This is a genomic window from Streptomyces sp. GbtcB7 (assembly GCF_019091445.1).
GTDB lineage: Bacteria > Actinomycetota > Actinomycetes > Streptomycetales > Streptomycetaceae > Streptomyces > Streptomyces mirabilis.
On record NZ_JAGXJM010000004.1, the window covers coordinates 193,792 to 218,806 of the forward strand.

Sequence of the window (25,015 nt, forward strand, 5' to 3'; positions counted from 1 at the left end):
TAGCCTCTGTCGAGCCGATTGGACAAGACCATACGGACGACGAGATGTTCGACCGTCCGGACGGCTGGACGTAGGGGGCGTGGCACGGTCGGATGGAGCACTACGAGCAATACGAGCACGACAGGTACGCCGGGTACGACGGGTACGGCAGGCCAAAGAGCACAGCGAGCACGAGAAGCACGATGAGGTGCTACGAGATGCGTGACCGGAGGACGACGAGATGACCGTGACCCTGGCGGACGTGGCGGCGCGTGCGCAGGTCTCGCCCGCGACCGTGTCCCGGGTGCTGAACGGGAACTATCCCGTCGCGGCGTCCACGCGCGAGCGGGTGCTGCGCGCGGTGGACGACCTGGACTACGTACTGAACGGACCCGCGAGTTCGCTGGCCGCCGCCACCTCCGACCTGGTCGGCATCCTGGTGAACGACATCGCCGACCCCTTCTTCGGAATCATGGCGGCCGCGATCCAGTCGGAGATCGGCGGACCGGGGGGACGTGCGGGCGGCGAACGGCTCGGGGTCGTGTGCAACACCGGCGGCTCCCCGGAGCGCGAGCTGACCTACCTCACGCTCCTTCAGCGCCAGCGCGCCGCCGCGGTCGTCCTGACGGGCGGCGCCGTCGAGGACGCGCCGCACGCGGCGGCGGTCGCGGCGAAGCTGCGCAAACTCGGGGACGCGGGGACCCAGGTGGTCCTGTGCGGACGGCCGCCCGCGCCCGACGCCCCCGAGGCGATCGCGCTCACCTTCGACAACCGGGGCGGCGGACAACAGCTCACCGAGCATCTGATAGGGCTCGGCCACCGCAGGCTCGGCTACATCGCGGGCCCGGAGGAGCGGACGACGACCCGGCACCGCCTCGAGGGGCACCGCGCCGCGCTCGCCGCGCACGACATCGAGGACGATCCGCGCCGCACGGTGCACGGACGCTACGACCGTCGCGCCGGCTACGAGGCGACCCTCGAACTCCTGCGCCGTGACCCGTCGTTGACGGCTGTCGTCGCCGCCAACGACACCGTCGCGCTCGGCGCGTGTGCCGCGCTGCGTGAGGCGGGCCTGCGTATCCCCGACGACGTGTCCGTCGTCGGCTTCGACGACCTTCCCTTCAGCATCGACGCCGTCCCCGCGCTCACGACGGTGCGGTTGCCCCTCTCGGAGGCGGGGGCTCGGGCCGGGCGTATCGCGATGGGCCGCGAGGAGCCGCCGCCGGGCGGGATCGCGACGGTGCGGGGGGAGTTGATGGTGCGGGGGTCCACGGGGGTGCCGCGAGTCTGAACGTGGGGTTTTCGCCCCCTCCGCCCCTACCCGTCCCATCAGTACCTGGGGGCTCCGCCCCCCCAGACCCCCGGGTGGGCTCTCGGCTGCAGGCCGGTGGGGGCTTGGCGCGCAGTTCCCCGCGCCCCTGGGTGGGGGCGGGGCTGCGCCCCTGCCCCCACCCCCATGCCCACTCACCCGCAGCCGGGGACACACGGAAGGGGCCGTGGCGGTGCGTCGCAAGCGCGTCGCTTACGTTCGGATCGAGCAGCGGCTCGCTTGCCCGGTCCACGTCTGATCCGGCGGCGACGGGCTCGACGCACCGCCACGGCCCCGACCCACCCACCCACCGGGGCCCGCGATGCGTCGGCTTCGGAAGGGTCGCGACCACTGCAGCGCCGAGGTGTGGTCGAACGCCTCCGATGGGCAGCCCCTGGACGAACTCGTCCGGCGTACCCGCCGGGGACGCCGGGGAGTTGCCCGACCGTTGCCCAGGCTTGGCCGAAGTCGTAGGCTCGACAACTACCTCTGACTGAGTCAACTATCCAGAGCCAGCCAGAAAGCCAGAGCCGAACCGGCCGAGCCGATCATCCGGGGTTGAGTGATCATGACCGTCCAGGACATCCGCTCCTTCAACCGCTTCTACACGAACGTCATCGGGGCCCTCGACTACGGCCGCCACCTCTACGCCCCCTACACCCTCACCGAGTCCCGTGTGCTGTACGAGCTCGCCCACTCCCCCCGCACCGACGCCGCCGACCTCCGCGGCGAACTGTCCCTGGACGCCGGTTACCTGAGCCGCATCCTGAACAAGTTCGAGCAGGACGGCCTGATCGAGCGGACGCCCTCGGAGCGGGACCCGCGGCGGCGCCGTATCACGCTCACGACACAGGGCAGGGACACGGCGGCCCTGCTGGACGAGCGCTCACGGGAATCGGTGGGGGCGCTGCTGGCGACCGTGCCGGCCGACGACCGCCCCCGGCTCGCCGAGGCGATGCGGACCGTGCGCACGCTGCTCTCCTCCGGGCGCCCACCACGCAGCGAGGACGTCGTCCTGCGCGACCCCGGGCCCGGCGACCTCGGCTGGATCGTGCAGCGCAACGCCGCGCTGTACGCCGCCGAGTACGGCTGGAACGCCGACTACGAGGGCCTGGTCGCCCGGATCGTGGCGGACTTCGCCGAGGACCACGATCCGCACCTGGAGCGGGTGTGGATCGCCGAGCTGGACGGCCGGCCGGTGGGCTGCGTGATGTGCGTGCGCGACGACGCGCCCGGGACCGCCCGCCTCCGGCTCCTCCTCGTCGAGCCCGACGCGCGCGGGCTGCGCATCGGCGACCGGCTGGTCGAGGCCGTCATCGACTTCGCGCGGGACGGCGGCTACCGGGACCTGGTCCTGTGGACCAACGACGTGCTCTCCGCCGCCCGCCGCATCTACCAACGCCACGGTTTCGTCCTCGTCGCCGAGAAACCGCACCGCTCGTTCGGAGCGGACCTGCTGGGCCAGGACTGGCGGTTGGATCTGCACGGCGCTCAGGAGTGACAGGTCACGCTTTCACCGCCTTCCAGGAGCCGCCACTCATCCGGTAGACGGTCACCACCGGGGACAGGACATCGCCGTTCGCGTCGAAGCGGACCTTTCCCATCGCCCCGTCGAAGTCGACGTCTCCCACCACCGCTCGCAGGCTCTCGCGTTTGGTCGAGGGCACAGTCGTGCCGAGGGGGCTGACGTGGACTGACTTGAAGGCGTGGATCAGGGCCAGGGTCGCGTCATAGGCATAGCCGCCGAACGGGCCGTAAGGGGTCTTGTAGCCAGCCTTCTTGTAGTCCTTGATGAAGGTCCCGGCCGAGTCGACCGCATCGGGGAAGGCACCGCCGACGGTGCAGATGTCGCCGTCGGCCAGGTCGGCCTTGTCGGTCGCCAAGATGCCATCACCTCCCGCCAGGAAGTCACGCAACAGTTCGGCGAGCCGGTCGAGGTTGCGCGCGACCGCGGGCAGCGGTTCGAGATCCGGGTCGGTGAAGGAGTGGGCACCGATCAGCAGGGCCCGACTGCGGGCCGGATTGGAGAGTTCGGTCATGTGTCGGTCGTGATCCCGGTCGTGGTCTCGGTCATGTCCGGGGTCGGTCGAGCATGCCTCGGTCGGGCATGCCAGGGGCTGGCGTGACGGCATCCGGCGTCACGGCATCCGGCGTTCCGTCGTCGGCCCCGGAGTCCGGCCCGGTGAGCTGCCGTACCAACCGCTCGATGTGCCGCGGGTCGGCTCCGCTCACGGTCACGGTGACACCCCGGTGCTCCACCCGTACCTCGGGCCCGTTCCCCCGCGACTGACGCCAGTTGGCGACGGCGAGGAGCAGTCCGCCGAGGCCCACGGCGTTGCTGAGCACCACGTTGATCAGTTCCAGGCCGCCGCCCATGGTGCCCGGTCGTTCCTGACGGTCCCGCAGGGAAGGGCTCGCCCCCGCCGTGTCCGGATCCCGCATCAGCCAGCGCTGCAGTGCGCGAAGCTGTCTCCCGTCGTCTTCGAGCACTTCGATGTCAAGTCGCATGCTTCCCCCCCGCACGCCGGTGATTTCGGCATCTTAGCGACACAAAGGGCACGTCGTAGTGCTTGTGGAAAAGGACCTCCCGAACCACCCGCCACCGATTTTCCTGTCGACTCTCCTTTGATCGACAACGGCCGACATCGGCACGCGAGTAGGGTCCATGCACATGAAGCTGGCCTTCTCCACGCTCGGCGTACCCGGGCTCCCCATCCCCGACGTCGTACGACTCGCCGCCGCGCACGGCTACCACGGCGTGGAGCTGCGCGCGCATCCCGAGGAGCCGGTGCACCCCGGGATCGGGGCGGCCGAGCGGGCCGAGGTGGTCGCCGAGTTCAAGGCGGGCGGCATCGAGATCCTGGGCGTGGCGGGCTACGCGCGGGTGGCGGCGCCGGGCGACGACGACACCGTCGTCGCCGAGATCAAGGAGCTCCTCGACCTCGCCCACGACCTGGGCGCCCCGTTCGTACGCGTCTTCCCGGGCGCGAGTCCCGAGCAGAGTGTCGAGGATGCGGACGCGACGGCGGCTCGGCGGCTCGGCACGGCCGCGGAGTACGCCGCCGACCTGGGCGTACGGATCCTGCTGGAGACCCATGACTCGCACCGCACCGGCGCGGACGCGATCAGGATCCTGGGCCTGGTCGGCCACCACCACGTGGGCTCGCTGTGGGACGTCATGCACACCTGGCTCGGCGGCGAGGAGCCGGCGGAGACCTACGCGGCCCTGTGCACCTACCTCGGCTACCTCCAGGTCAAGGACATCGCCTCCGCCGAGGACACCACCCCGCTCCCCCTCGGCGCGGGCGTCCTGCCCCTCGCCGACTGTGTGGAACTCCTCTCCCGGGAGGGCTGGGACGGCTGGCTGTGCTGGGAGTACGAGAAGCGGTGGTACGAGGAGGCCGCGCCGCTGCCTGAGCTGCTGGGACCGGGTCGGGAGCACCTCGGGCGCCTGCTGAACGACTCCGCCTAGGACCGGTTCCGGCGACGCGCGCACACGCCCGGGCGGGCGTCCCGCGGCCCGCCGCCCCTCGCCGACGGGCTATCGTGGAGCGCATGTCGGCACCGGAACTGATCCGTATCGTCTCCCGCGACTCGCCCATGGCCCTGGCCCAAGTGGAGCGCGTCCGTGCCGAGTTGGGCGCGCTCCATCCGCACATCCGTACCGAGGTCGTGCCCGTGAAGACGACCGGTGACAAGTGGATGGGCGACCTGGCCAAGGTCGAGGGGAAGGGCGCGTTCACCAAGGAGGTCGACGCGGCGCTGCTGGCCGGTGAGGCCGATCTCGCGGTGCACTGCGTCAAGGACATCCCCGCGGACCGTCCCCTCCCGGCGGGGACGATGTTCGCCGCGTTCCTGGCGCGGGACGACATCCGGGACGCCCTCGTGCACCCGGGCGGGCTCACGCTGGACGAGCTGCCGCAGGGGACGCGGATCGGCACCTCGTCGGTACGGCGGGGCGCTCAGCTGGCCGCCTCGCATCCGCACTTGGAGTGCGTGCCGTTCCGGGGGAACGCCAACCGGCGACTGGAGAAGCTGGCGGCGGGTGAGGCGGACGCGCTGCTGCTGGCGGTGTCGGGGCTGGAGCGGATCGGCCGGGCGGACGTGATCACGGAGATCCTGTCGCCCGAGACGATGATGCCGCCGATCGGGGCGGGCATCCTCGCCCTCCAGTGCCGGGAGGGCGACACCGACGTGATCGAGACGATCAGCGACCTCGGTGACCCGAACACGCACCGCGAGGCCACGGCGGAGCGGATGTTCCTGCACGTCCTCCAGGGCCACTGCAACTCACCGATCGCCGGTTTCGCGAAGGCCGACCGCAGTGGCGAACTGTCCCTGCGTGCCTGCGTGTTCACCCCGGACGGCAAGACCGTACTGAACGCCCACGAGTGGGCGGGCCGCCTCGACGCCGCGACGCTCGGCACGTCGGTCGCCGTCGCCCTGTTGCGCCAGGGCGCCCGCGAACTGATCGACGACATCCCCCACTGATCACCCCTCGCTGATCACCCCAGCGGGCCGGCCCAGGCGGCGAAGGTCTCGTGGAAGGCGGGGAACGTCTTCCGTACGCAGCCGGGGTCGTCGAACGAGACGCCGCCCGGCGCGCGGAGTCCGGTCACCGCGAAGGACATGACGATGCGGTGGTCACCGTACGTCTTGATCTCCGCGCCCGGAACGGGCTCCGTACCGGGGTGGATCTCGATCCAGTCGGCCCCGGTCTCCACCCGTACGCCCAACCGCCGGAGGTTCTCCGCGCAGGCGTCCAGGCGGTCGCACTCCTTCACGCGGGTGTTGGCGACGTCCTCGATGCGGACCGGGCCCGAGGCGAAGGGCGCGATCGCGGCCAGCGTCGGCATGGTGTCGGAGATGTCCCGCATGTTGACCGTGAGGCCGCGCAGTTCGCCGGTGCCCGCGACCGTCGTCCCGCCGGAGCCGACCTCCACCCGCGCCCCCATCCGCCGCAGTACGTCGACGAAGCCCAGGTCGCCCTGGAGCGCCCCGGTGCCCAGGCCGGGGACCGTCACCTCGCGCCCGGTCAGGGCGGCCGCGGCGAAGAAGTAGCTCGCGGTGGAGGCGTCGGGCTCGACGGCGTAGGTGGTGGCGCGGTAGCCGCCGGGCGAGACCACGAACACCTCGCCCTCCCGGCGCACGGACGCGCCGAACGTCCGCATCATCGCGAGCGTGATCTCGACGTACGGCGCCGAGACCAGGTCCGTGACGGTGATGCGCAGGCCCCTCCGGGTCAGCGGGCCGAGCAGCAGGAGGGCGGTCAGGTACTGCGAGGACTGGCCCGCGTCGAGCGTCACGTCACCGCCCTCCACGCCGGCCGCCGCGATCCGCAGCGGATGGTGGCCCTCCGCCTCGTCATGCCGCAGGTCGACGCCGAGGTCGCGCAGGGCGCGGGTGAGCGGGAGCAGCGGGCGGCGGCGCATCTGCGGGGAGGCGTCGAAGCGGTAGGTGCCGTGTCCGGCGGCGGCGAGGGTCGGCAGGAAGCGGGCGGTGGTCGCGCCGTCGCGGCAGTACACGTCGGCGTCGGTGGCCGCCGGGCCCTGAGGGCGGCCGTCGATCTGCCAGGCGTGCGGGGTGCGGCCGACGCGGTAGCCGAGCCGGGTCAGGCCCTCCGTGAAGCCTTCCGTGTCGTCCGACCGGAGCGGCCGCACGAGGGTCGTGACCCCGTCGGCCGCCGCCGCGAGGAAGAGCGCACGCGCGGTGATGGACTTGGAACCGGGGATGTCGACGACGGCCATGTCCTCATGCTCGCTGCCCGACCCGGTCCGGCGCGGGAACGTCCGCCAAATGGACCTGTCCGTGCGAGCCCGGTGTCGAACCGTCCCACCCATTCGCCCCACCCGCACCAATTCCCCGAACCGGCGAAAACCGGGGAACCCCGACCCGCACCGGTTCGTCCAATCCGCATACTGCCGGATGAGTCTCCGCAGAGCGGTGTCGGCCTCGCTGCTGGCTGCGAACGCTGACCACCCTCTCCGCCGCCTGCGGCCGGCAGCACGCCGTCACCGGCGCGCCCCCCTCCAACTGCGCCGGTGACGGCCCCTCCTCGGGATACTGTGCACACCCTTGACTGGAAGAAACTTCCCGGATATTCGTGACTCCTCGGAAGTTTCCTTCATGAGGGAGGAGCGCACGTGGGGCCATCGAGTTCTTCCAGACCGTCCAGACGTACCGTTCTCGCCGCCACCGCCGGGACCACCGCGGCCCTGACCTTGAGCACCACCTCCGTCCGGGCGGCCGAGGAGAGACCTGACGAATCGTCACTCCGGGCGCTCGTCTCCCGTATGACGCTGGAGGAGAAGGTCGGCCAGCTCTTCGTGATGCGGGTGTACGGGCACTCGGCCACCGCGCCCGACCAGGCCGACATCGACACCAACCTCGAGGAGCTCGGCGTCAGGACGGCCGCCGAGCTGATCGCCAGGTACCGCGTCGGCGGGATCATCTACTTCACCTGGGCGCACAACACCCGTGACCCGCACCAGATCGCCGCCCTCTCGAACGGCATCCAGAAGGTCTCCCTCGACCAGCCGCGCGGGCTGCCCGTCCTCATCTCCACCGACCAGGAGTACGGAGCGGTGGCTCGGGTGGGCAAGCCCGCGACGCTGTTCCCGGGCGCGATGGCACTGGGCGCGGGCGGCTCGCGGGAGGACGCCCGTACGATCGGGCGCCTCGGCGGCGCCGAGCTGCGCGCCCTCGGCATCCGACAGGACTACTCGCCGGTCGCCGACGTGAACGTCAACCCGGCCAACCCGGTCATCGGCGTACGCTCCTTCGGCGCCGATCCGGACGCCGTGGCCGGGCTGGTGACGGCCGAGGTGAAGGGCTATCAGAGCGTCGGGGTCGCGGCCACGGCGAAGCACTTCCCGGGGCACGGGGACACCGCCGTCGACAGCCACTTCGGCTTCCCCGTCATCACGCACAGCCGCGAGCTGTGGTCGTCCCTCGACGCCGTGCCCTTCCGGGCCGCCGTCCGCGCCGGCATCGACTCGGTCATGACCGCCCACATCATGGTCCCGGCGCTCGACCCGTCCGGGGACCCCGCGACGCTCTCCCACCCGATCCTCACCGGCATCCTGCGCGAGGAACTCGGCTACGACGGGCTCGTGGTGACCGACTCGCTCGGCATGGAGGGCGTCCGGACGAAGTACGGCGACGACCGCGTCCCCGTACTGGCGCTCAAGGCCGGTGTCGACCAGCTCCTCAATCCGCCGTCCATCCACGTGGCCTGGAACGCGGTCCTGGACGCCGTGCACGGCGGCGAGCTCACCGAGGCCCGGCTCGACGAGTCCGTCCTGCGCGTCCTGCGCCTCAAGGCCAAGCTGGGCCTGCTGGAGAATCCGTACGTCAGCGACTCCGGCGTCAACCACACGGTCGGCACCGCCGCGCACCGCAGGGCGGCCGACCGGATCGCCGAGCGCACGACGACGCTGCTGGTCAACGAGGAGCGCCTGCTCCCGCTCTCGCGCCGGAGCACCCCGCGCGTCCTCGTCGTCGGCGCCGATCCCGCCTCGCCGTCCGGTACCGACGGACCGCCCACGACCGTCCTCGCGACCGCCCTCACCGAGCTGGGGTTCACGGCGACGGCACTGTCCACCGGAACGGCACCCTCCGCGGCGAGCATCGACAACGCGGTGGTGGCGGCCGGGGGCGTGGACGCGGTCGTCGTCGGCACGTACAACGTGACGGCGACCGGGTCGCAGAAGACCCTCGTCGAGCGGCTCGTCGCCACCGGCGTCCCGGTGGTCGCGATCGCGATCCGCAACCCGTACGATGTGGCTCAACTCCCTGATGTGCGCGCTTACTTGGCGACCTACTCCTGGACGGACGTCGAACTGCGCGCCGCCGCCCGCGTGATCGCGGGCAGCGCGAGGCCCCGCGGGAGGCTGCCGGTGGAGGTGCAGCGGGCGGACGACCCGACGGAGGCGCTGTATCCGATCGGGTACGGATTGACGTACTAGGTCCGGTAAGGGCTGACGTACCGCCCCGGGTGGGGGTTTGACGTACAGGCCCTACGCCGCACACCCGGCGCACCACCCCCAAAGGGCGCAAAGCACCCCGGATGTCTGGCGTGTGCCCGTCGCGACGGGTCACGCTGGACGGGGGTATCGGGGGGAAGCCATGCGAGCCAGCTCGTCGGGTCGGCGTTCCGTTGGGGTGGTGTGCGCGCTGCTGCTGGTCCTCGTCGCGCTCGCGGGGTGCGACCGCTGGTCGGACTCGGGGAGCGCCGAGCCCGGCGCGGGGACGACGTCGACGCAACCCTCGGGCTACGGGGCGGTGTTCCTCGCGGTCGACGAGTGCAGTTCCTTCGGGACGACCAGCTTCACCGAGGTGCCCTGCAGCAGCGAACGGGCCGCCGCGCGGGTGATCGCCCGTTACGACGGCAAGGTGGCCGACGGGCCGCTGTGCCCCGCGACCACGGACTTCGTGCTGCACATCAGCGAGACCCGGCCCGCTTCCGACGAGAACGGCGACGGGGTGGTCCCCCAGGGTTACGCCTGCATGCGCAAGCTGGAGGCCCCGCACCCCGGCGATCCGGGCGGAGGCGGCGGGCCCCGCACCATCGTCGGCGACTGCGTCTACAACTCCGGTGACGGGCAGGTGCGGGAGACCGCGTGCGACGGCAAGGGCAAGAAGCCCCCGGACTACAAGGTGACCTCGGCGGTCGTCGACCGCGCCGAGTGCCCGTCGTCCACGGCCCTCTACGTCCAACTGGGCGGCAGCAGACCGGTGGGCTGCGCCCGCCCCGTGTAGCCGAGGGGCGGACGCAGCCGGTGGACCGGGTTGCAGCCGGTGAACCGGGTTACGGTCGCAGCGCGGGCTCGCGCTCGATGTCGCGCTGGTCCAGCTTCGCGTCGAACTTCGCGAGCGGCCTGGCCGCCGACGGGTTCTCCTGGACCGTCGCCGAGGCGACACCCGCCCACTCCAGGATGCGGGCCGTCGCGAGTGCCTTCTCGTCGGGGACGAGCCCGGCGACGTTGGCACCGTGGTTCAGACCGGGGGCGGTGAAGACGTACGAGTCACGCGCGCCCTTGCCGAGGCGGAAGCGCTCCGCACCCCAGGGGTCGTTCTGGCCGTAGACGAAGAGCATGTGGTCGGCGTGGTGGCGGACCCAGGAGTCCACGTCCGCCATGGCCCACGGCTGGAACCTCATCGGGATCGAGCGCGGCACGAAGTTCCGCGGCGGCTGGTAGCCGTAGCGGATGTACTTCTTCTCGATGGTCGGGAAGTGGATCGTGGGCGCGCCGAGCTGCGTACCCGCCTGGTAGTAGTACGGCGTGTACGTCTCCAGGCCCTGGTCGGCGTAGGCCGAGAAGCCGGAGATGGTGTCGACGGAGTCCCAGATCGCGTCGTCGGTGGCGTGGGCCGCGTCGGCCGGGATCGAGGCGCAGTCCGAGAGCAGGCTGTACTGCCAGAAGCCCCACACGTAGTCGAGGACGACCGCCTCGTACGCCTTGTCGAGGCTTCCGATGGTGGTGAAGGTGTAGCCGTTGTCGGCGGCGTACGCCTCGTACTTCTTCTCCAGCGGTTCGCGCCGCACCAGCGCCTCGCGCTGCACGGCGTTCAGCTTGTCGCGGCACTCCTTGGTGCCGACGTTCTCGAAGAAGCGGTCGTACGCCGAGTCCTCGTTGTTCACCACGTCGTTGGGGGCGACGTAGGCGACGACGCCGTCCATGTCGCGCGGGTAGAAGCGCTCGTAGTACGTGGCGGTCATGCCGCCCTTCGAGCCGCCCGTGGAGAGCCACTTCTGGCGGTAGATCGGCTTGAGCGCCTCGAAGATGCGGTGCTGGTCGCTCGCCGCCTGCCAGATGTCGAGCTTCGACCAGTCGGCCGGATCGGGCCGGGACGGGGTGAAGAAGCGGTACTCCATCGAGACCTGGTTGCCGTCCACGATCTGGGTGGGCTCACGGCGGCCGGGGTTCGTGGAGACGTTGTAGCCGCCGGTGTAGAAGACCGTCGGGCGGGAGACGTCCTTGTGCAGCACGGTGATCCGCTGCTGGAACGTGCCCTTGGACGGGTGCCGGTGGTCGATCGGCTGGGTGTAGTTCAGAACGAAGAAGCGGTAGCCGGTGTACGGCTTCTCCTGGATCAGGCTCATGCCCGGTATCGCGAGCAGCCGGTCCTTGATGTCGGTGTCCGTGCTTGTGGTGCCTGGTGCGGCCTCCGGCTGGGCGGCGGTGGCCGCCCCGGCCGTGCTCAACGTGCCTATGAGCACCGTGAGCGCCAGCAGCCATCTGAGCGCCTTGCGCATGCACACTCCCCTGTGAAACGGATGTGCGCTGGAAGCTATCGGAGCAACTCACAGGCGCACCAGGGGAGATGGGGAAAACCCTATGGGAAGGCGGTGTCTCGGCCGACTCGGCACTCGGCCGGTTAAGCACTCGACCGGTTCAGCACTCGGCTGGTTCAGCAGAGGATCCAGTTCGAGCTCACCGAGCCCGAGCCGACCGAGCCCTCGACGCGGACGCAGCGGTGGCCCGCGTGGACGGTCACCGGGCCGGCGTGATGCGAGAAGTTGCCCCGGTCGACCACGGGTCGGCTGCCGCGCGCCTGCACGCTGACGGACATCGTCCGTTTGCGGGACTGCTGATTCTTCGGGACGGTCATCGCGCAGACATAGCCGTCGCGCTTGTAGATCTGGACGGAGCCGGTCGAGAAACTGAGCGTTCTGACCTTGCGCCCCGAGCAGTAAGAGTCGGCGGCCTGCGCGCTGCCCGGACTCATCAACGCCATCAGCCCCGCTGCGGTCAACACCGCAAGCCCCAGCGCCAGGCGCCGGCGTATCGCACCACCACGGTCCACTGTCGTCCTCCCCCGGCCATTCAGCGTACTGGTGTACGGACGCAGGACGTACATCGGATGGTTGCCTTCACCCGAGAGAGGTTTTCTTCCGCGTTTGGGGCAACCACACCCCTTTGTTCGGGGTCCAACCGGTCAGAAAACCGAACGAAAGGTACTCATCCATGTCCCGCACGTCACGTTCACGTACGGCCGTCGGCGCGCTCGTCGCCGCGGCGCTCCTCGCCACGGCGGGTGCCTCCGTGCCCGCGTTCGCCGGCTCCAGCGCTCCCCCGCCCGCCCGCAGCGGCGCCAACGGTCCCGCCTACGACCGGGTGGCGAACTTCTACGGCGCCTACATCGACGCGGTCACCGAGGAGGGAAGCGGTCACCTCGGCTCCCAGCTGCGCACCTTCTACCTGACCAAGGATCTCCGCACCCGCCTGGCCAAGTGGGAGAGCCGCGAGCACGCCGACGGGGTGCTGCGCGCGCAGGACGTGCCGCGGGCGTGGAAGGTGACGGCGGGAGACAGCGGCGCGGGCCACACCTGGTCGACGGTGCGCCTCACCTGGGGCTCCGCCCAGCACCCCACGTACACCTATCTGACCGTGCAGTCGGACCTGGCCACGAAGAAGATCTCCGACATCAAGGCGAAGAGCTGAATTCAGGCCGATGAGGGAACCGGCTCTTCCTCCTCCGGGGCTCCGACGAACGTCCTCCACAACTCCGCGTAGTGGCCGCCCCGTTGGAGGAGTTCGTCGTGGGTGCCGTCCTCGGCGACGCGGCCGTGGTCCATGACCACGACCCGGTCGGCACGGGCGGCCGTCGTCAGACGGTGGGCGACGACGAGGGTCGTACGGCGGCCGGCGAGGCGGTCGGTGGCCTGGTTGACCAGGGCCTCCGTCGCCAGGTCCAGCGCCGCCGTCGCCTCGTCGAGGAGCAGCACGTCCGGGTCCACGAGTTCGGCGCGGGCCAGGGCGATCAGCTGGCGCTGGCCGGCGGAGAGGTTGCGACCGCGCTCGGCGACCTCGTGGAGATAGCCGCCGTCGAGCGTGGCGATCATGTCGTGGGCGCCGACCGCGCGGGCCGCGGCCTCCACCTCGGCGTCCGTGGCGTCGGGGCGCCCGTAGGCGATGGCGTCCCGGACGGTCCCCTGGAAGAGGTACGCCTCCTGGGGGACGACGCCGAGCCGGTGCCGGTACGAGGTCAGGTCGAGCGAGCGCAGATCCGTGCCGTCGACCGTCACCCGCCCGCCCGTCGGGTCGTAGAACCGGGCGACCAGCTTCACCAGCGTCGACTTGCCCGCGCCGGTCTCGCCGACGAAGGCGACGGTCTGTCCGGCCGGGATGCTCAGCGAGACGGCGCTGAGCGCCTCCTCTGCGTCTGCCTCGGCGGCGGAGCCGTAGGCGAAGTCGACGTCCTCGAAGGCGATGTCGCCCCGCAGGGAGAGGACCTCCAGCGGTTCGTCGGCGGCCTTCGTCGAGGTCGGCTCCTGGAGCAGTTCCTGGATGCGGCCCAGCGAGACCGTGGCCTGCTGGTAGCCGTCGAAGACCTGCGAGAGCTGCTGCACGGGCGCGAAGAACAGGTCGATGTAGAGGAGGTAGGCGACCAGCGCGCCCGTCGTGAGGGTGCCGGCGTCCACCCGGTGCGCGCCCACGATCAGCACGGCCGCCGCCGCGACGGACGACAGCAACTGCACGAAGGGGAAGTAGATCGATATCAGCCACTGGCCGCGGGTGCGCGCCTTGCGGTAGCTGTCGCTGCCCTCCGCGAACCGCTGCGCGCCCGAGCGCTCGCGCCGGAACGCCTGCAGGATCAGCAGTCCGGAGACCGACTCCTGGAGGTCGGCGTTGACCGCCGACACCCGCTCGCGGGCGAGTTCGTACGCCTTCACGCTCGCACGGCGGAAGAAGAACGTGCCGATGACCAGCGGCGGAAGGGTGATGAAGACGACCAGCGCGAGCTGTACGTCGATCACCAGCAGCGCGCCCATGATGCCGAAGAAGGTGACGACCGAGACGAAGGCGGTGACCAGGCCCGTCTGGAGGAACGTCGACAGCGCGTCGACGTCCGTCGTCATCCGGGTCATGATCCGGCCTGTCAGCTCCCGCTCGTAGTAGTCGAGCCCGAGGCGCTGGAGCTGCGCGAAGATCTTCAGACGGAGGGAGTAGAGGACCCGCTCGCCGGTCCGGCCCGTCATCCGGGTCTCGCCGATCTGCGCGGCCCACTGGACGAACACGGTGACCAGCGCCAGCGCGGCGGCGGCCCACACCGCGCCGATCGCCATCCGGGTGACGCCCTGGTCGATGCCGTGCCGGATCAGCACCGGCAGCAGCAGGCTCATGCCCGCGTCCACGGCCACGAGCCCCAGGCTGACGAGCAGCGGGAGACCGAAGCCGCGCAGCAGCCTGCGCAGCCCGTACGACTCCTCGGGCCTGACCGCACGCGCCTCGTCGATGCCGGGGGTGTCGGTGGCCGGGGGCAGCGCCTCGACCAGGGTGAGGAGTTCGGGCGTGGCGGGCATGCCGGACAGGGCGTTGTCCTTGGGCTCCCGGTCGCCGGTCCACAGATGGGGAGTGACGCCGCGCTCGGCGTCGAACTCGGCGTCCAGCTCGTCCCGTACGGAGGTGTCCTCCTGGGGCAGAGCGGGCAGGACGTGGCCGGGCGAGACGCCGCCCAGCTCGTCCGGGTCGGTCAGGAGCCGGCGATACAGCGGGGAGCGCTGCTGGAGTTCCTCGTGGGTGCCGATCTCGGCGAGGCGGCCGCCGTCGAGGACGGCGATCCGGTCGGCGAGGTTGAGGGTGGAGCGGCGGTGGGCGATGAGGAGGGTGGTGCGCCCCTCCATGACCCCCTTGAGGGCCTCGTGGATCTCGTGCTCGACGCGGGCGTCCACGGCGGAGGTGGCGTCGTCCAGGACGAGCAGGCGGGGGTCGGTGAGGATGGCGCGGGCGAGGGCGACGCGCTGGCGCTGGCCGCCGGAGAGGGTGAGGCCGTGCTCGCCCACCGTGGTGTCGTAGCCCTCGGGCAGCTCGGCGATGAAACGGTCCGCCTGGGCGGCGCGGGCCGCGGTCTCGATCTCCTCCTGGGTGGCGTCCGGGCGGCCGTAGGCGATGTTGGCGCGCACGGTGTCGGAGAAGAGGAAGGAGTCCTCGGGGACCAGGCCGATCGCGGCGCGCAGCGACTCCTGAGTCAGCTCGCGCACGTCGTGGCCGCCGATGAGGACGGCGCCGTGCGTCACGTCGTAGAAGCGGGGCATCAGGAGCGAGACCGTCGACTTGCCGGAGCCGGAGGAGCCGACCACGGCGAGGGTCTCGCCGGGGCGGATCTCGAAGCTCAGCCCGTCGAGCACCGGCCGCCCGTCCGCGTAGGCGAAGGACACGTCGTCGAACTCGACGGTCGCGGGCGCGTCGGCCGGGAGGGTCTTGGTGCCGTCCTTGATCGACGGCTCGGTGTCGATGAGCTCGAGGACGCGCTCGGCGCCCGCGCGGGCCTGCTGCCCGACGGTGAGGACCACGGCGAGCATCCGTACGGGTCCCACGAGCTGGGAGAGGTACGAGGAGAACGCGACGAAGGTGCCGAGCGTGATCTGTCCCCGTACGGCGAGCCAGCCGCCCAGTGCGAGCATCGCGACCTGGCCGAGGGCGGGCACGGCCTGGAGGGCCGGGGTGTACCTGGCGTTGAGCCGGATGGTCCGCAGCCGCCCCGCGAAGAGCCGCCGCCCGACGTCCCGGAGCTTCCCGGTCTCCTGCTCCTCCTGCCCGAAGCCCTTCACCACGCGTACGCCGCTGACGGCGCCGTCGACCACACCCGCCACGGCGGCGGCCTGCGCCTGCGCGTACCAGGTGGCGGGGTGCAGCTTGGAGCGGCTGCGCTTGGCGACGACCCAGAGGGCGGGGGCGACGGCGAGCGCGACCAGGGTGAGGGGCAGGGAGAGCGAGGCCATGATCCCGAGGGAGATCAGGAAGAGCAGCACGTTCCCGATGGTCATCGGGAGCATGAAGAGCAGGCCCTGGATCAGCTGGAGGTCGCTGGTGGCGCGGCCGACGACCTGGCCGGTGGACAGCTCGTCCTGGCGTCGTCCGTCGAGCCGGGTGATCGTCCCGTACATCTCGGTCCGCAGGTCGTGCTGGACGTCGAGGGCGAGGCGGCCGCCGTAGTAGCGGCGGATGTAGGTGAGGACGTAGACGAGGACGGCGGCGGCTATCAGCGCGCCCGCCCAGGGCGCCATGGACTTGCTGTGGTTCCCGATGACGTCGTCGATGATCACCTTGGTGATCAGCGGGACGACCGCCAGGACCGCCATGCCGCCGAGCGAGGAGCCGAGCGCCAGCAGGACGTACTTCGGGTACCGCCACGCGTACCCGGCGAGCCGCTGCGCCCAGCCGCCCTTGTCCCCTTGCTCGAATGCCACGCCGGTGCCTTCCGTAGATCTCACTCCGCCGGAAGACACCAACGCTGAAACAAGCGGATTTCATCCCTCCGCAATAATCAGCCGTTCACCGTGTGTGGCAGGCGGGCGCTCAGGGAGTACAGGCGGGTGGTCTGGACGGCGTTCTGGTTGTCGTCGCTGACCAGCAAGAGCTGGAGACGGCCGTCCGGGGTGCGGCCGGTGATCGTCAGGCCCTCGATGTTGTCGAGGAGGGGGTTGGGCTGGGGCTGCTTGGCCTGGGCGCCCAGTGAAGGACAGTTCACGAGGTCGGCGAGGAGCGTCTTGCGGGCGAGCCGCACACCGTCCTGGCCGGTCAGGGTGTCGATACGGCGGGTGTCCGTGGCGTGGCGGAGGTCGGCGAGGTAGAGGCGGACGGTGTTGCCGACGCCCGCGGTGAAGCCGCGCTCCAGGACGAGGAGGCGACCGTCGGGAGTGGCCTGCGCCTCGGAGACGCCGAGGCCGATGTCGGTGCGGTAGCCGTACTGGGCGGAGAGCCGGAAGTCACCCTGCCGGGTCGCGCGGTCCCAGGTCTGGAAGCGCACGATGCCGGCGGTGTCACCGCTCAGCGACCCCTCCATGGCGGCGAGCAGGGTGTGGCCGCCGGGGAGGAGCGTGAGCCCTTCGAAGGTCAGGTTGGAGGTGGCGCGGCCCGCGGGAGTGACCTTGAGCGCGTGCGGTACGGGGAGGCTCCCGACGAGGGTGCCGTCGCGCTCGTAGCGGCGTACGGAGGGCTCGCTCTCGGAGGTGACGAGACGGGTGCCGTCGCCGTCCACGGCCAGGCCCTCGGAGTCGAGCGGGGCGCCCTTCTCGTCGACGAGGTTCACGACGCTCGTCGGCTTCAGCGTCTCGCGGTCCAGGGTGAAGAGCGAGGACCGGTCGGAGAGCGCGGCGATCCTGCCGTCGCGGTCGACGGCGAGCGCGGAGAGGTTGCCGACGAAGGTGCCGTCGTACGTCGTCTTGTCGAGCGCGTCGGAGTAGCTCTTGATCGAGACGGCGGGCGAACAGGCGTGGACGCCCGGGGCTTTTCCGCCGTGGGCGTCGGCCGGAGCGGCGGCGGTCACACAGGTGGCCGCCGCCAGGCCGGCGGTGACGGTGGCGAGTACGGATCTCATGCGCATGCCGGTCACCGTAGGACGGCCGGGTGACGCGCGGGAGACCGCCTCGTGAAGCGTCAGCCCGCGGACGGCACCGCCGGGATCGCTTCCTGGGGGTTGGTCGTGGGCACGTAGCGCAGCACGCTCGCGCTGGTCGTGGAGGGGGTCGGCACCAGGTCCTTGTGGATGGCCTTGGCGACGGCCTGGATGGTGTTGACGCCGTACTGCATGGTGCTGTTGTCCTGCGTCAGCACGGTGATCATGTAGTCGTGGCCCGCGCCGTTGAACGTGCCGATGCTGTGCACGCGCCAGCCGTGCGTGGCACGCGACAGCCAGCCGTTCTTGACGTGCACGGCGACCGAGGAGGGCGCTCCGGCCGGGGTGCCCCAGCGCTGCGAGGAGATGACCTTGCCCATCAACTTCAGCTCGTAGGCGCGGGAGTTGTCGCTCAGCACCGAATTCTTGGCGGTGAGCAGCGCGAGCAGCTTCTGCTCGTCCCGGACGGTGATCTGGGTGAGACCCCAGTAGTTGTTGGCACCCGGCTTGGTCTGGGTCATCCCGGCGGCGGCGAGGAAACCTTTCACCTTGGTCACACCGAGCTGCTTCCACAGCGTGCTGGTGGCGTTGTTGTCCGACTTGGTGATCATGGCCGTGGCGAGGCTCTGCTCACGCGTGGTCAGATACCGGTTGTGCTTCTTGGCGTCCCACAGCAGCGTGGCCAGCACGGTGGCCTTGACGACGCTGGCGGAGTCGTACGCCGTGCTGCTCCGCAGGGTGCAGGTGGTCTTCGTCGAACGGTCGTAGAGACCGACGGCGACGGTGCCGGCGCGGCCCTTGAGCGCCGTGGTGATGTCCTTCTGCAGCTTGGCGGCCAGGCCCGTCTTGCTCGACGTACAGCTGACCTGCGGTGCCGCGGCGGCGGCCGGCGCGGCGGCGGCCGCGAACGGCACGATCACCCCGGCGCCGAGGCCCGCCGCGAGCACACGGGCACGCCGGGATATCCGGTGAGTCATGGAGGTTCCCCATCCCCTTCGACCAATACGAGCGCGCCTGTGGCGCGCTCGCCTCTCATGACTCGTGTGAGTGGCCGAAAGTTGTACGCGCGTTCTGCGGACAGGGGTTCGGGGTGGTGAAGGGGCCGTCCTGAAGGCACGGAGAGCTGCCGGAGGAGTGGCGGGCGGCCGGCTCTCTTACCCGCATCTCATCCATCCACAGCTCGCCCCCAGACAGAGCACAGCCCGTACCCATCGGCGGTGTGCATGGTGCACTGGTGACATCTGCCACCGACCCACTGCCCCCGGCTCCCGGCCCCTTTGTGGCCTCCGGCGCACCGGCCGCCGAGCCGCCCCAGGAGCCGTCGCCCACCCCCGCCGCGCCCCGCTGGTCCCTCCCCGCCCTGATCGCGATCATGGCGCTGGCCACGGTGCTGTACTCCTGGAACCTGTCCGGCTCCGGCCTCAACAGCTTCTACAGTTCCGCGATCTACAGCGGAACCCAGAGCTGGAAGGCGTGGTTCTTCGGCTCGCTCGACGCGGGCAACTTCCTGACCGTCGACAAACCTCCGCTCGCACTCATGGTCATGGGCCTGTCGTGCCGGATCTTCGGCTTCGGCACCTGGCAGATGATGCTGCCGATGATCGTGGCCGCCCTCGGCACGATCTGGATCCTGCACTCCTCCGTGAAGCGGGTGTTCGGCCACGCCGCCGCCGCGATCGCCGCGCTCGTGCTCGCGCTCACCCCGATCACCGTCGCCATCAACCGCGACAACAACCCCGACACCCTGCTCCTCCTCCTGATGGTGTCGGGCGCGGCCCTCGGACTGCGCGCGACCCGCGACGGCAGGCTGCTGCCGCTGCTCGGCTCGGCGGTCTGCTTCGGGCTCGCCTTCAACACGAAGATGCTCCAGGGCTACATCGCGCTGCCCGCCGTCTTCGCGGTCTATCTGTACGCGTCGCACCTCGGCTGGGCGAAGCGGATCCGCAACCTGCTGCTGGCCGCCGTGGCCCTGGCCGTGTCCAGCTTCTGGTGGGCGACGGCCGTCTCGCTGGTGCCCGCCGACGACCGTCCCTACATCGGCGGTTCGACGGACGGCACCGCCTGGAACCTGATCTTCGGCTACAACGGCCTGGGTCGCGTCCTCGGCGGTGAGGGCAACGGCGGTGGCGGAGGAGGTGGCGGCGGCTTCTCCGGTTCCGCGGGCCTCGGCCGGCTGTTCAACGACATCCTGGGCGGCCAGATCTCCTGGCTGATCCCCTTCGCGGGCATCGCCCTCGCCGGCGGCCTGGTGCTGTGCGGGCGCGCCCCGCGTATCGACCCGACCCGCGCGGCGTTGGTGCTGTGGGGCGGCTGGTTGTTGCTGCACTACCTGACGTTCGCCACGGCCGAGGGCACCATGCACCCGTACTACACGACCGCGGTCGCCCCTGGCATCGCGGCCCTGTGCGGTGGCGGCGGCGTCATGCTGTTCCGTGTCTTCCGCGGCGGCGACGTCCGCTGGTCCTGGGTGCTGCCCGCCGGGCTCGCGGTCACCGGCATCTGGGCGGTCGTGCTGTTGCGCCGGGCCACCGACTGGAACACCTGGCTGTGGCCGACCATCGCGGTGGTCATGGCACTGGCCGTCGTCGGCCTGTTCGTCTTCCGCTCCGGCAACCGCGTACGGCTGCTGGCCGCGTCCCTGGCGGCGGCGGTCGTCGCGGCTCTCGCGGGCCCGGCGGCGTACTCGTTCGCCGTCCCGGCCAGTGCGGGCGGCGCGGGCGGCGGCATGGGCGGCACCAATCCGACCGCCGGACCGTCCACCAGCCAAGGCGGCTTCGGCGGCGGACGGGGTGGCCCCGGCGGCAACGCGGGGGGTCCGGGCGGCGGCGAGATGCCTGGCGGCACCCAGCCGGGCGGCCAAGCGGCCGGCCAGGAGGGCGGCCAGGAGGGCGGCCAGGTGACGCCCGGCGGCGGTGGAACCGGTGAACTTCCAAGCGGCGCCCCGCAGGGCGGCGAGAACGGCGGCTTCCCCGGCGGCGGCACGGGCGGCCAGAACGGCGAGTTCCCGGGCGGCACGGGCGGTCAGCGCGGCGGTTTCGGCGGCGGTGGCGGCATGGGCGGCGAGACCAGCAGCGAGCTGATCTCGTACCTGGAGAAGCACCAGGACGGCGCCAAGTGGCTGCTCGCGGTATCCAATTCGCAGAGCGCCGGGCAGCTGATCCTGAGCACCCACAAGCCCGTCATCTCCATGTACGGCTTCACCGGCACCGACAAGGGCATGACGGTCGCCAGGCTCAAGGAGCTGGTGAAGAAGGGCGAACTTCACTACATCCAGGTCGGCGGCTCGGGCATGGGCGGCGGAATGGGCGGCAACAACAGCACCAGTTCCGCGGTCACCGCCTGGGTGCAGAAGAACGCCACCGCGGTGAAGGAGAGCGCCTACAGCAAGACCTCGTCGTCCGAGTCGAGCTCGGCCACGGGCTCCGAGTCGGAGAACGGCCAGTCGGCCCAGTCGGCCTCGACGCTCTACCGCCTGGACCCGTCCGACGTGAACTGACCGGTCCTCAAGCGCCGGAAGGCCCCCGCCCATGCGCCCCATGGGCGGGGGCCTTCCGGTGTGTCAGATCGCGCGCACAACAAGCGACTTGCCGGTTTCCGTCACTCAACCGACACGCTCCGTTCATTCCCTGAAACGCATGTCCATGTCACGCTCCGGTTGCCCGCTCATTCAACCCGCGTAGAACGGACGCCCCCACCATGCCCGCCACGCACATACGCCGCTGGAAGACGCTGGCGCTGACCACTTCAGCCGTCCTGGTAGGCCTCACCCTGCCGACGATGACCGCCACTCCCGCGAGTGCCACGACGACCGCGTACGACAGCACGTACTACAAGAACGCGGTCGGCAAGACCGGCAGCAGCCTGAAGTCCTCGCTGCACACGATCATCAGCAGCCAGACCAAGATCTCGTACTCCGCGGTCTGGAACGCGCTCATGGTCACCGACCAGGACCCGAACAACAGCAACAACGTGATCCTGCTGTACAGCGGCACTTCGCGCGCCAAGTCGCTCAACGGCGGAGACGTCGGCGACTGGAACCGCGAGCACGTGTGGGCCAAGTCCCACGGCGACTTCGGCGAGGTGACCGGTCCCGGCACGGACCTGCATCACCTGCGTCCCGCGGACGTCCAGGTCAACAGCATCCGTGGCAACAAGGACTTCGACAACGGCGGCAGCACGGTCAGCGGCGGGGGCGGCAGCCTCACCGACTCCGACTCGTTCGAGCCGCGCGACGCGGACAAGGGCGACGTGGCCCGCATGATCCTCTACATGGCGGTGCGCTACGAGGGCGACGACGGCTTCGCCGACCTCGAGCCCAACGAGAAGGTGAACAACGGAAGCAACCCGTACATCGGCAAGCTCTCCGTACTCAAGGAGTGGAGCGACGAGGACCCGCCGAGCACCTTCGAGGAGAAGCGCAACCAGGTCATCTACGACAGCTACCAGCACAACCGCAACCCGTTCATCGACCACCCGGAGTGGGTCGACGCGATCTGGTAGACGGCCGTGATGGCGGTCGACCGGCTACGGCCCGGGCCACCGGGCCGTAGCTGTCGACCGTGCCGTCAGCTCCCGAGGTGGGTGGGCGCGAACATCCGCAGCACCGCCGGGAGCAGCACCACGGACGGGCCGGGGCTCGCGAAGGCCTTCGCCAGGTCCGCTTCCAGTGTCTCGGGGGTCGTACGGACCCCCGGGACGCCGAAGGACTCGGCCAGCGCCACGTAGTCGGGGCGGGTCAGCTCCGTCGCCGTGGCCTGGCCGAAGGCGTCGTTCATGTACTCGCGCAGGATGCCGTAGCCGCCGTCGTCGACGATCAGCCAGGTGACGTTCAGGTCGTACTGCCTCGCCGTGGCGAGTTCGGCGATCGAATACAACGCGCCGCCGTCGCCGGAGACCGCGAGGACCGGGCGGGTGGGATCGGCCGCCGCGGCGCCGAGGGCCGCCGGGAAGCCGTAGCCGAGGCCGCCCGCGCCCTGGGCCGAGTGCATGGTGTTCTTTCCGCGCGGGTCGAAGGCGGACCACGCCCAGTACGCCAGGATGGTCATGTCCCAGAAGGACGGGGAGGTGGACGGCAGGGCCCGGCGGACGGACGCCAGCACCTCCTGTTCCAGGGTGAGTTCCTGTGCGGCGATGCGCTCCCCCACCCGGTCGAGCAGTGTGCGGACGCGGTCCGCCGCCGTCGGGTCGGGGCGCTCCTCGACGGTCTCCAGGAGCGCGGAGAGCGCGAGCCTGGCGTCCGCGTGGATGCCGATCGCCGGGTGGTTGGACTCCAGCTTGCCGAGGTCGGCCTCGATCTGGATGACCCGGCCGCGGGGCTTGAACGTGTGGTAGTTGGAGGACAGTTCGCCGAGGCCGGAGCCGACGACCAGCAGGACGTCCGCGTCCTCCAGGAAGTCCGTGGTGTGCCGATCCTCCAGCCAGGACTGGAGCGAGAGCGGGTGGGTCCAGGGGAAGGCGCCCTTGCCGCCGAAGGTGGTGACGACCGGCGCGTTCAGCTTCTCCGCCAGCGCCTTCAGCTTGCCGGACGCGTCCGACCGTACGACCCCGCCGCCCGCGATGATCGCGGGGCGAGCCGCCGAGGACAGCAAGTGGGCCGCCAGCGCGGTCAGTTCGGGGCGCGGGACGACGTCCTCCGGGGTCGCGTCCATCGCCGTGACCTGCGGCAGGTGGGTCTCGGCGAGCAGGACGTCCTGCGGGATCTCCACCCAGACCGGGCCGTGCGGGGCGGTCAGCGCCGACTCCCAGGCCGCCGCGATCGCGGAGGGGATCTGCGACTGCGTACGGACCGTGTGGACGGACTTGACGACACCCCTGAACGACGCCTGCTGGTCGGGGAGTTCGTGCAGATAGCCGTGGCGTCCGCCGCCCAGTCCCGCGGTGGGGACCTGACTGCTGATGGCGAGGACGGGGGCAGAGGCCGCGGCGGCCTCCTGGAGCGCGGCCAGGGAGGTCAGCGCTCCCGGGCCGGTGGAGAGCAGCAGGGGCGCTGCCCCACCCGTGATGCGGCCGTACGCGTCGGCCGCGAACCCCGCGTTGTTCTCCACCCGCAGCCCGATGTACTGCAACGAGGACCGGCGCAGGGCGTCGAACATGCCGAGCGCGTGCTGGCCGGGCAGGCCGAAGACGGTGGTGGCGCCGAGACCGGAGAGGGTCTCCACGACCAGGTCTCCGCCGTTGCGGCCGGGGGGCGGATTCAGCGCGGCCTCCGTCTGCGCCGCCGACGGACGGAGCACCAGGTCGTGGTCGTGAGTCACTTGTTCCCGGCCTCCTGAGCCCTGGCCGCCGCGATCTGGCGGGACATGATCGTCGTCAGTTCGTACGCCGTGTGGGACGCGGCCACCGCCGTGATCTCGGCGTGGTCGTACGCGGGCGCGACCTCGACCACGTCCGCGGAGACCAGGTTGCAGGAGGACAGTCCGCGCAGGATCTCCAGCAGCTCGCGGGAGGTCATGCCGCCGGCCTCCGGCGTGCCCGTGCCGGGGGCGTGCGCCGGGTCGAGGCAGTCGATGTCGATGGAGATGTACAGCGGGCGGTCGCCGATGCGCTGGCGCAGCTGGTCGGCGACCTCGTCGGCGCCGCGGCGGTAGATGTCCGCCGAGGTGACGATGCCGAAGCCCATCTTCTCGTCGTCGGTGAGGTCCTGCTTGCCGTACAGCGGGCCGCGGGTGCCGACGTGGGAGAGGGCCTCCGTGTCCAGGATCCCCTCCTCCACCGCCCGGCGGAACGGGGTGCCGTGCGTGTACTCGGCGCCGAAGTAGGTGTCCCAGGTGTCGAGGTGCGCGTCGAAGTGGAGCAGGGCCACCGGGCCGTGCTTCTTGGCGACGGAGCGCAGGAGCGGGAGCGCGATGGTGTGGTCGCCGCCCAGCGTCATCAGGCGGGCGCCCGTGCCGAGCAGCTCGTCGGCCGCGGCCTCGACCGTCTCCACGGCCTCGTTGATGTTGAACGGGTTCGCCGCGATGTCACCGGCGTCGGCGACCTGGGCGAGGGCGAAGGGGGAGGCGTCCTGTGCCGGGTTGTACGGGCGCAGCAGGCGGGAGGCCTCGCGGATGGCGTTGCCGCCGAAGCGGGCGCCGGGCCGGTAGGAGACCCCGGAGTCGAAGGGCACGCCGACCACGGCGACGTCGGCGCGGCCGACCTCGTCGAGGCGCGGCAGCCGGGCGAAGGTCGCGGGGCCCGCGTACCGCGGGACGCGGGACGAGTCGACGGGGCCGCGTGGCTGACTGCCGCCTGCTGCCGGGAACTCGGTGCTGCTCATCGTCGGACTCCTCCAGGTGGTACGGGTGATGCGTGGTGCGAGTGGTGAGTGGTACGGGGTGATGCGTGGTACGGGTGATGCGTCTTCCAGTGTCGCGGACTCCGCTGACCGGGGGCCGCCCGGCCCGG

The 25,015-nt window shown here is 70.9% G+C and carries 19 protein-coding genes; 9 read left to right on the forward strand and 10 right to left on the reverse strand.

All coding sequences use genetic code 11. The features are described 5' to 3' along the window. The first annotated feature begins 220 nt into the window (after window positions 1–220). Window positions 221–1,270, forward strand: coding sequence for a LacI family DNA-binding transcriptional regulator (locus tag KVT44_RS08765; protein WP_099922543.1), 1,050 nt, complete (start codon window positions 221–223; stop codon window positions 1,268–1,270). 586 nt (window positions 1,271–1,856) lie between these two features. After that, the gene (locus tag KVT44_RS08770) at window positions 1,857–2,789 is read left to right on the forward strand and encodes a bifunctional helix-turn-helix transcriptional regulator/GNAT family N-acetyltransferase (RefSeq protein ID WP_217566609.1); all 933 of its coding nucleotides are present in this window, start codon (window positions 1,857–1,859) and stop codon (window positions 2,787–2,789) included. 4 nt (window positions 2,790–2,793) lie between these two features. Here KVT44_RS08770 and KVT44_RS08775 read toward each other — a convergent pair whose 3' ends face one another. Next, window positions 2,794–3,327, reverse strand: a complete 534-nt coding sequence (locus KVT44_RS08775) for a hypothetical protein (RefSeq protein WP_217566610.1) — start codon at window positions 3,325–3,327, stop codon at window positions 2,794–2,796. Between the two features lie 31 nt (window positions 3,328–3,358). Further along, on the reverse strand, window positions 3,359–3,796 hold the full coding sequence (locus KVT44_RS08780) for a hypothetical protein (protein ID WP_217566611.1): 438 nt from the start codon (window positions 3,794–3,796) through the stop codon (window positions 3,359–3,361). 163 nt (window positions 3,797–3,959) lie between these two features. Here KVT44_RS08780 and KVT44_RS08785 point away from each other — a divergent pair, with 163 nt between their 5' ends. Both KVT44_RS08785 and hemC read left to right on the forward strand, forming a co-directional pair. After that, window positions 3,960–4,760: a sugar phosphate isomerase/epimerase gene (locus KVT44_RS08785; RefSeq protein WP_099925659.1), complete on the forward strand. Its 801-nt coding sequence runs from the start codon at window positions 3,960–3,962 to the stop codon at window positions 4,758–4,760. Between the two features lie 83 nt (window positions 4,761–4,843). Beyond that, window positions 4,844–5,779, forward strand: a complete 936-nt coding sequence (hemC, locus tag KVT44_RS08790) for a hydroxymethylbilane synthase (protein ID WP_054230788.1) — start codon at window positions 4,844–4,846, stop codon at window positions 5,777–5,779. A 14-nt stretch (window positions 5,780–5,793) separates the two neighbouring features. On the opposite strand, the gene aroA is transcribed toward hemC, so the two are convergent. Then, window positions 5,794–7,035, reverse strand: a complete 1,242-nt coding sequence (gene aroA / locus KVT44_RS08795; protein WP_217566612.1) for a 3-phosphoshikimate 1-carboxyvinyltransferase — start codon at window positions 7,033–7,035, stop codon at window positions 5,794–5,796. Between the two features lie 396 nt (window positions 7,036–7,431). On the opposite strand from aroA, the gene KVT44_RS08800 reads away from it, so the two are divergent. Both KVT44_RS08800 and KVT44_RS08805 read left to right on the forward strand, forming a co-directional pair. Continuing rightward, window positions 7,432–9,255, forward strand: a complete 1,824-nt coding sequence (locus tag KVT44_RS08800) for a glycoside hydrolase family 3 protein (RefSeq protein WP_217566613.1) — start codon at window positions 7,432–7,434, stop codon at window positions 9,253–9,255. A 160-nt stretch (window positions 9,256–9,415) separates the two neighbouring features. After that, a complete protein-coding gene (locus tag KVT44_RS08805) occupies window positions 9,416–10,048 on the forward strand; it encodes a hypothetical protein (RefSeq protein ID WP_217566614.1) in 633 nt (210 codons plus the stop codon). Window positions 10,049–10,097: 49 nt separating this feature from the next. Here KVT44_RS08805 and KVT44_RS08810 read toward each other — a convergent pair whose 3' ends face one another. Both KVT44_RS08810 and KVT44_RS08815 read right to left on the reverse strand, forming a co-directional pair. Next, on the reverse strand, window positions 10,098–11,546 hold the full coding sequence (locus KVT44_RS08810; RefSeq protein WP_217566615.1) for a S28 family serine protease: 1,449 nt from the start codon (window positions 11,544–11,546) through the stop codon (window positions 10,098–10,100). Between the two features lie 155 nt (window positions 11,547–11,701). After that, window positions 11,702–12,151, reverse strand: coding sequence for a hypothetical protein (locus KVT44_RS08815; RefSeq protein ID WP_229888820.1), 450 nt, complete (start codon window positions 12,149–12,151; stop codon window positions 11,702–11,704). Window positions 12,152–12,258: 107 nt separating this feature from the next. Between KVT44_RS08815 and KVT44_RS08820 the strand changes: the two genes are divergently transcribed. Next, window positions 12,259–12,735 (forward strand): hypothetical protein, encoded by a 477-nt coding sequence (locus KVT44_RS08820; RefSeq protein ID WP_075029231.1) that lies wholly within the window; start codon window positions 12,259–12,261, stop codon window positions 12,733–12,735. A gap of 2 nt (window positions 12,736–12,737) precedes the next feature. On the opposite strand, the gene KVT44_RS08825 is transcribed toward KVT44_RS08820, so the two are convergent. The 3 genes from KVT44_RS08825 to KVT44_RS08835 all read right to left on the reverse strand — a co-directional run bounded on the left by KVT44_RS08825 (window position 12,738) and on the right by KVT44_RS08835 (window position 18,609). Then, entirely contained in the window at window positions 12,738–16,484 is a 3,747-nt protein-coding gene (locus KVT44_RS08825) for an ABC transporter ATP-binding protein (RefSeq protein WP_099922532.1), read from the reverse strand. Window positions 16,485–16,561: 77 nt separating this feature from the next. Then, a complete protein-coding gene (locus tag KVT44_RS08830) occupies window positions 16,562–17,620 on the reverse strand; it encodes an esterase-like activity of phytase family protein (protein ID WP_217566616.1) in 1,059 nt (352 codons plus the stop codon). Window positions 17,621–17,673: 53 nt separating this feature from the next. Next, on the reverse strand, window positions 17,674–18,609 hold the full coding sequence (locus tag KVT44_RS08835; protein WP_190168990.1) for a serine hydrolase: 936 nt from the start codon (window positions 18,607–18,609) through the stop codon (window positions 17,674–17,676). Window positions 18,610–18,866: 257 nt separating this feature from the next. Between KVT44_RS08835 and KVT44_RS08840 the strand changes: the two genes are divergently transcribed. Next, window positions 18,867–21,128, forward strand: coding sequence for a glycosyltransferase family 39 protein (locus KVT44_RS08840; RefSeq protein ID WP_217566617.1), 2,262 nt, complete (start codon window positions 18,867–18,869; stop codon window positions 21,126–21,128). A 200-nt stretch (window positions 21,129–21,328) separates the two neighbouring features. Further along, a complete protein-coding gene (locus tag KVT44_RS08845; RefSeq protein ID WP_099922528.1) occupies window positions 21,329–22,132 on the forward strand; it encodes an endonuclease I family protein in 804 nt (267 codons plus the stop codon). Window positions 22,133–22,197: 65 nt separating this feature from the next. Here the strand turns inward: KVT44_RS08845 and KVT44_RS08850 are convergent, their stop codons facing one another. Both KVT44_RS08850 and speB read right to left on the reverse strand, forming a co-directional pair. Beyond that, complete coding sequence (locus KVT44_RS08850) at window positions 22,198–23,886, reverse strand: thiamine pyrophosphate-binding protein (protein ID WP_217566618.1); 1,689 nt, start codon at window positions 23,884–23,886, stop codon at window positions 22,198–22,200. Then, window positions 23,883–24,887 (reverse strand): agmatinase, encoded by a 1,005-nt coding sequence (speB, locus tag KVT44_RS08855; RefSeq protein ID WP_067380849.1) that lies wholly within the window; start codon window positions 24,885–24,887, stop codon window positions 23,883–23,885. Before speB ends, KVT44_RS08850 begins: the two co-directional genes overlap by 4 nt. Window positions 24,888–25,015 lie beyond the last annotated feature (128 nt).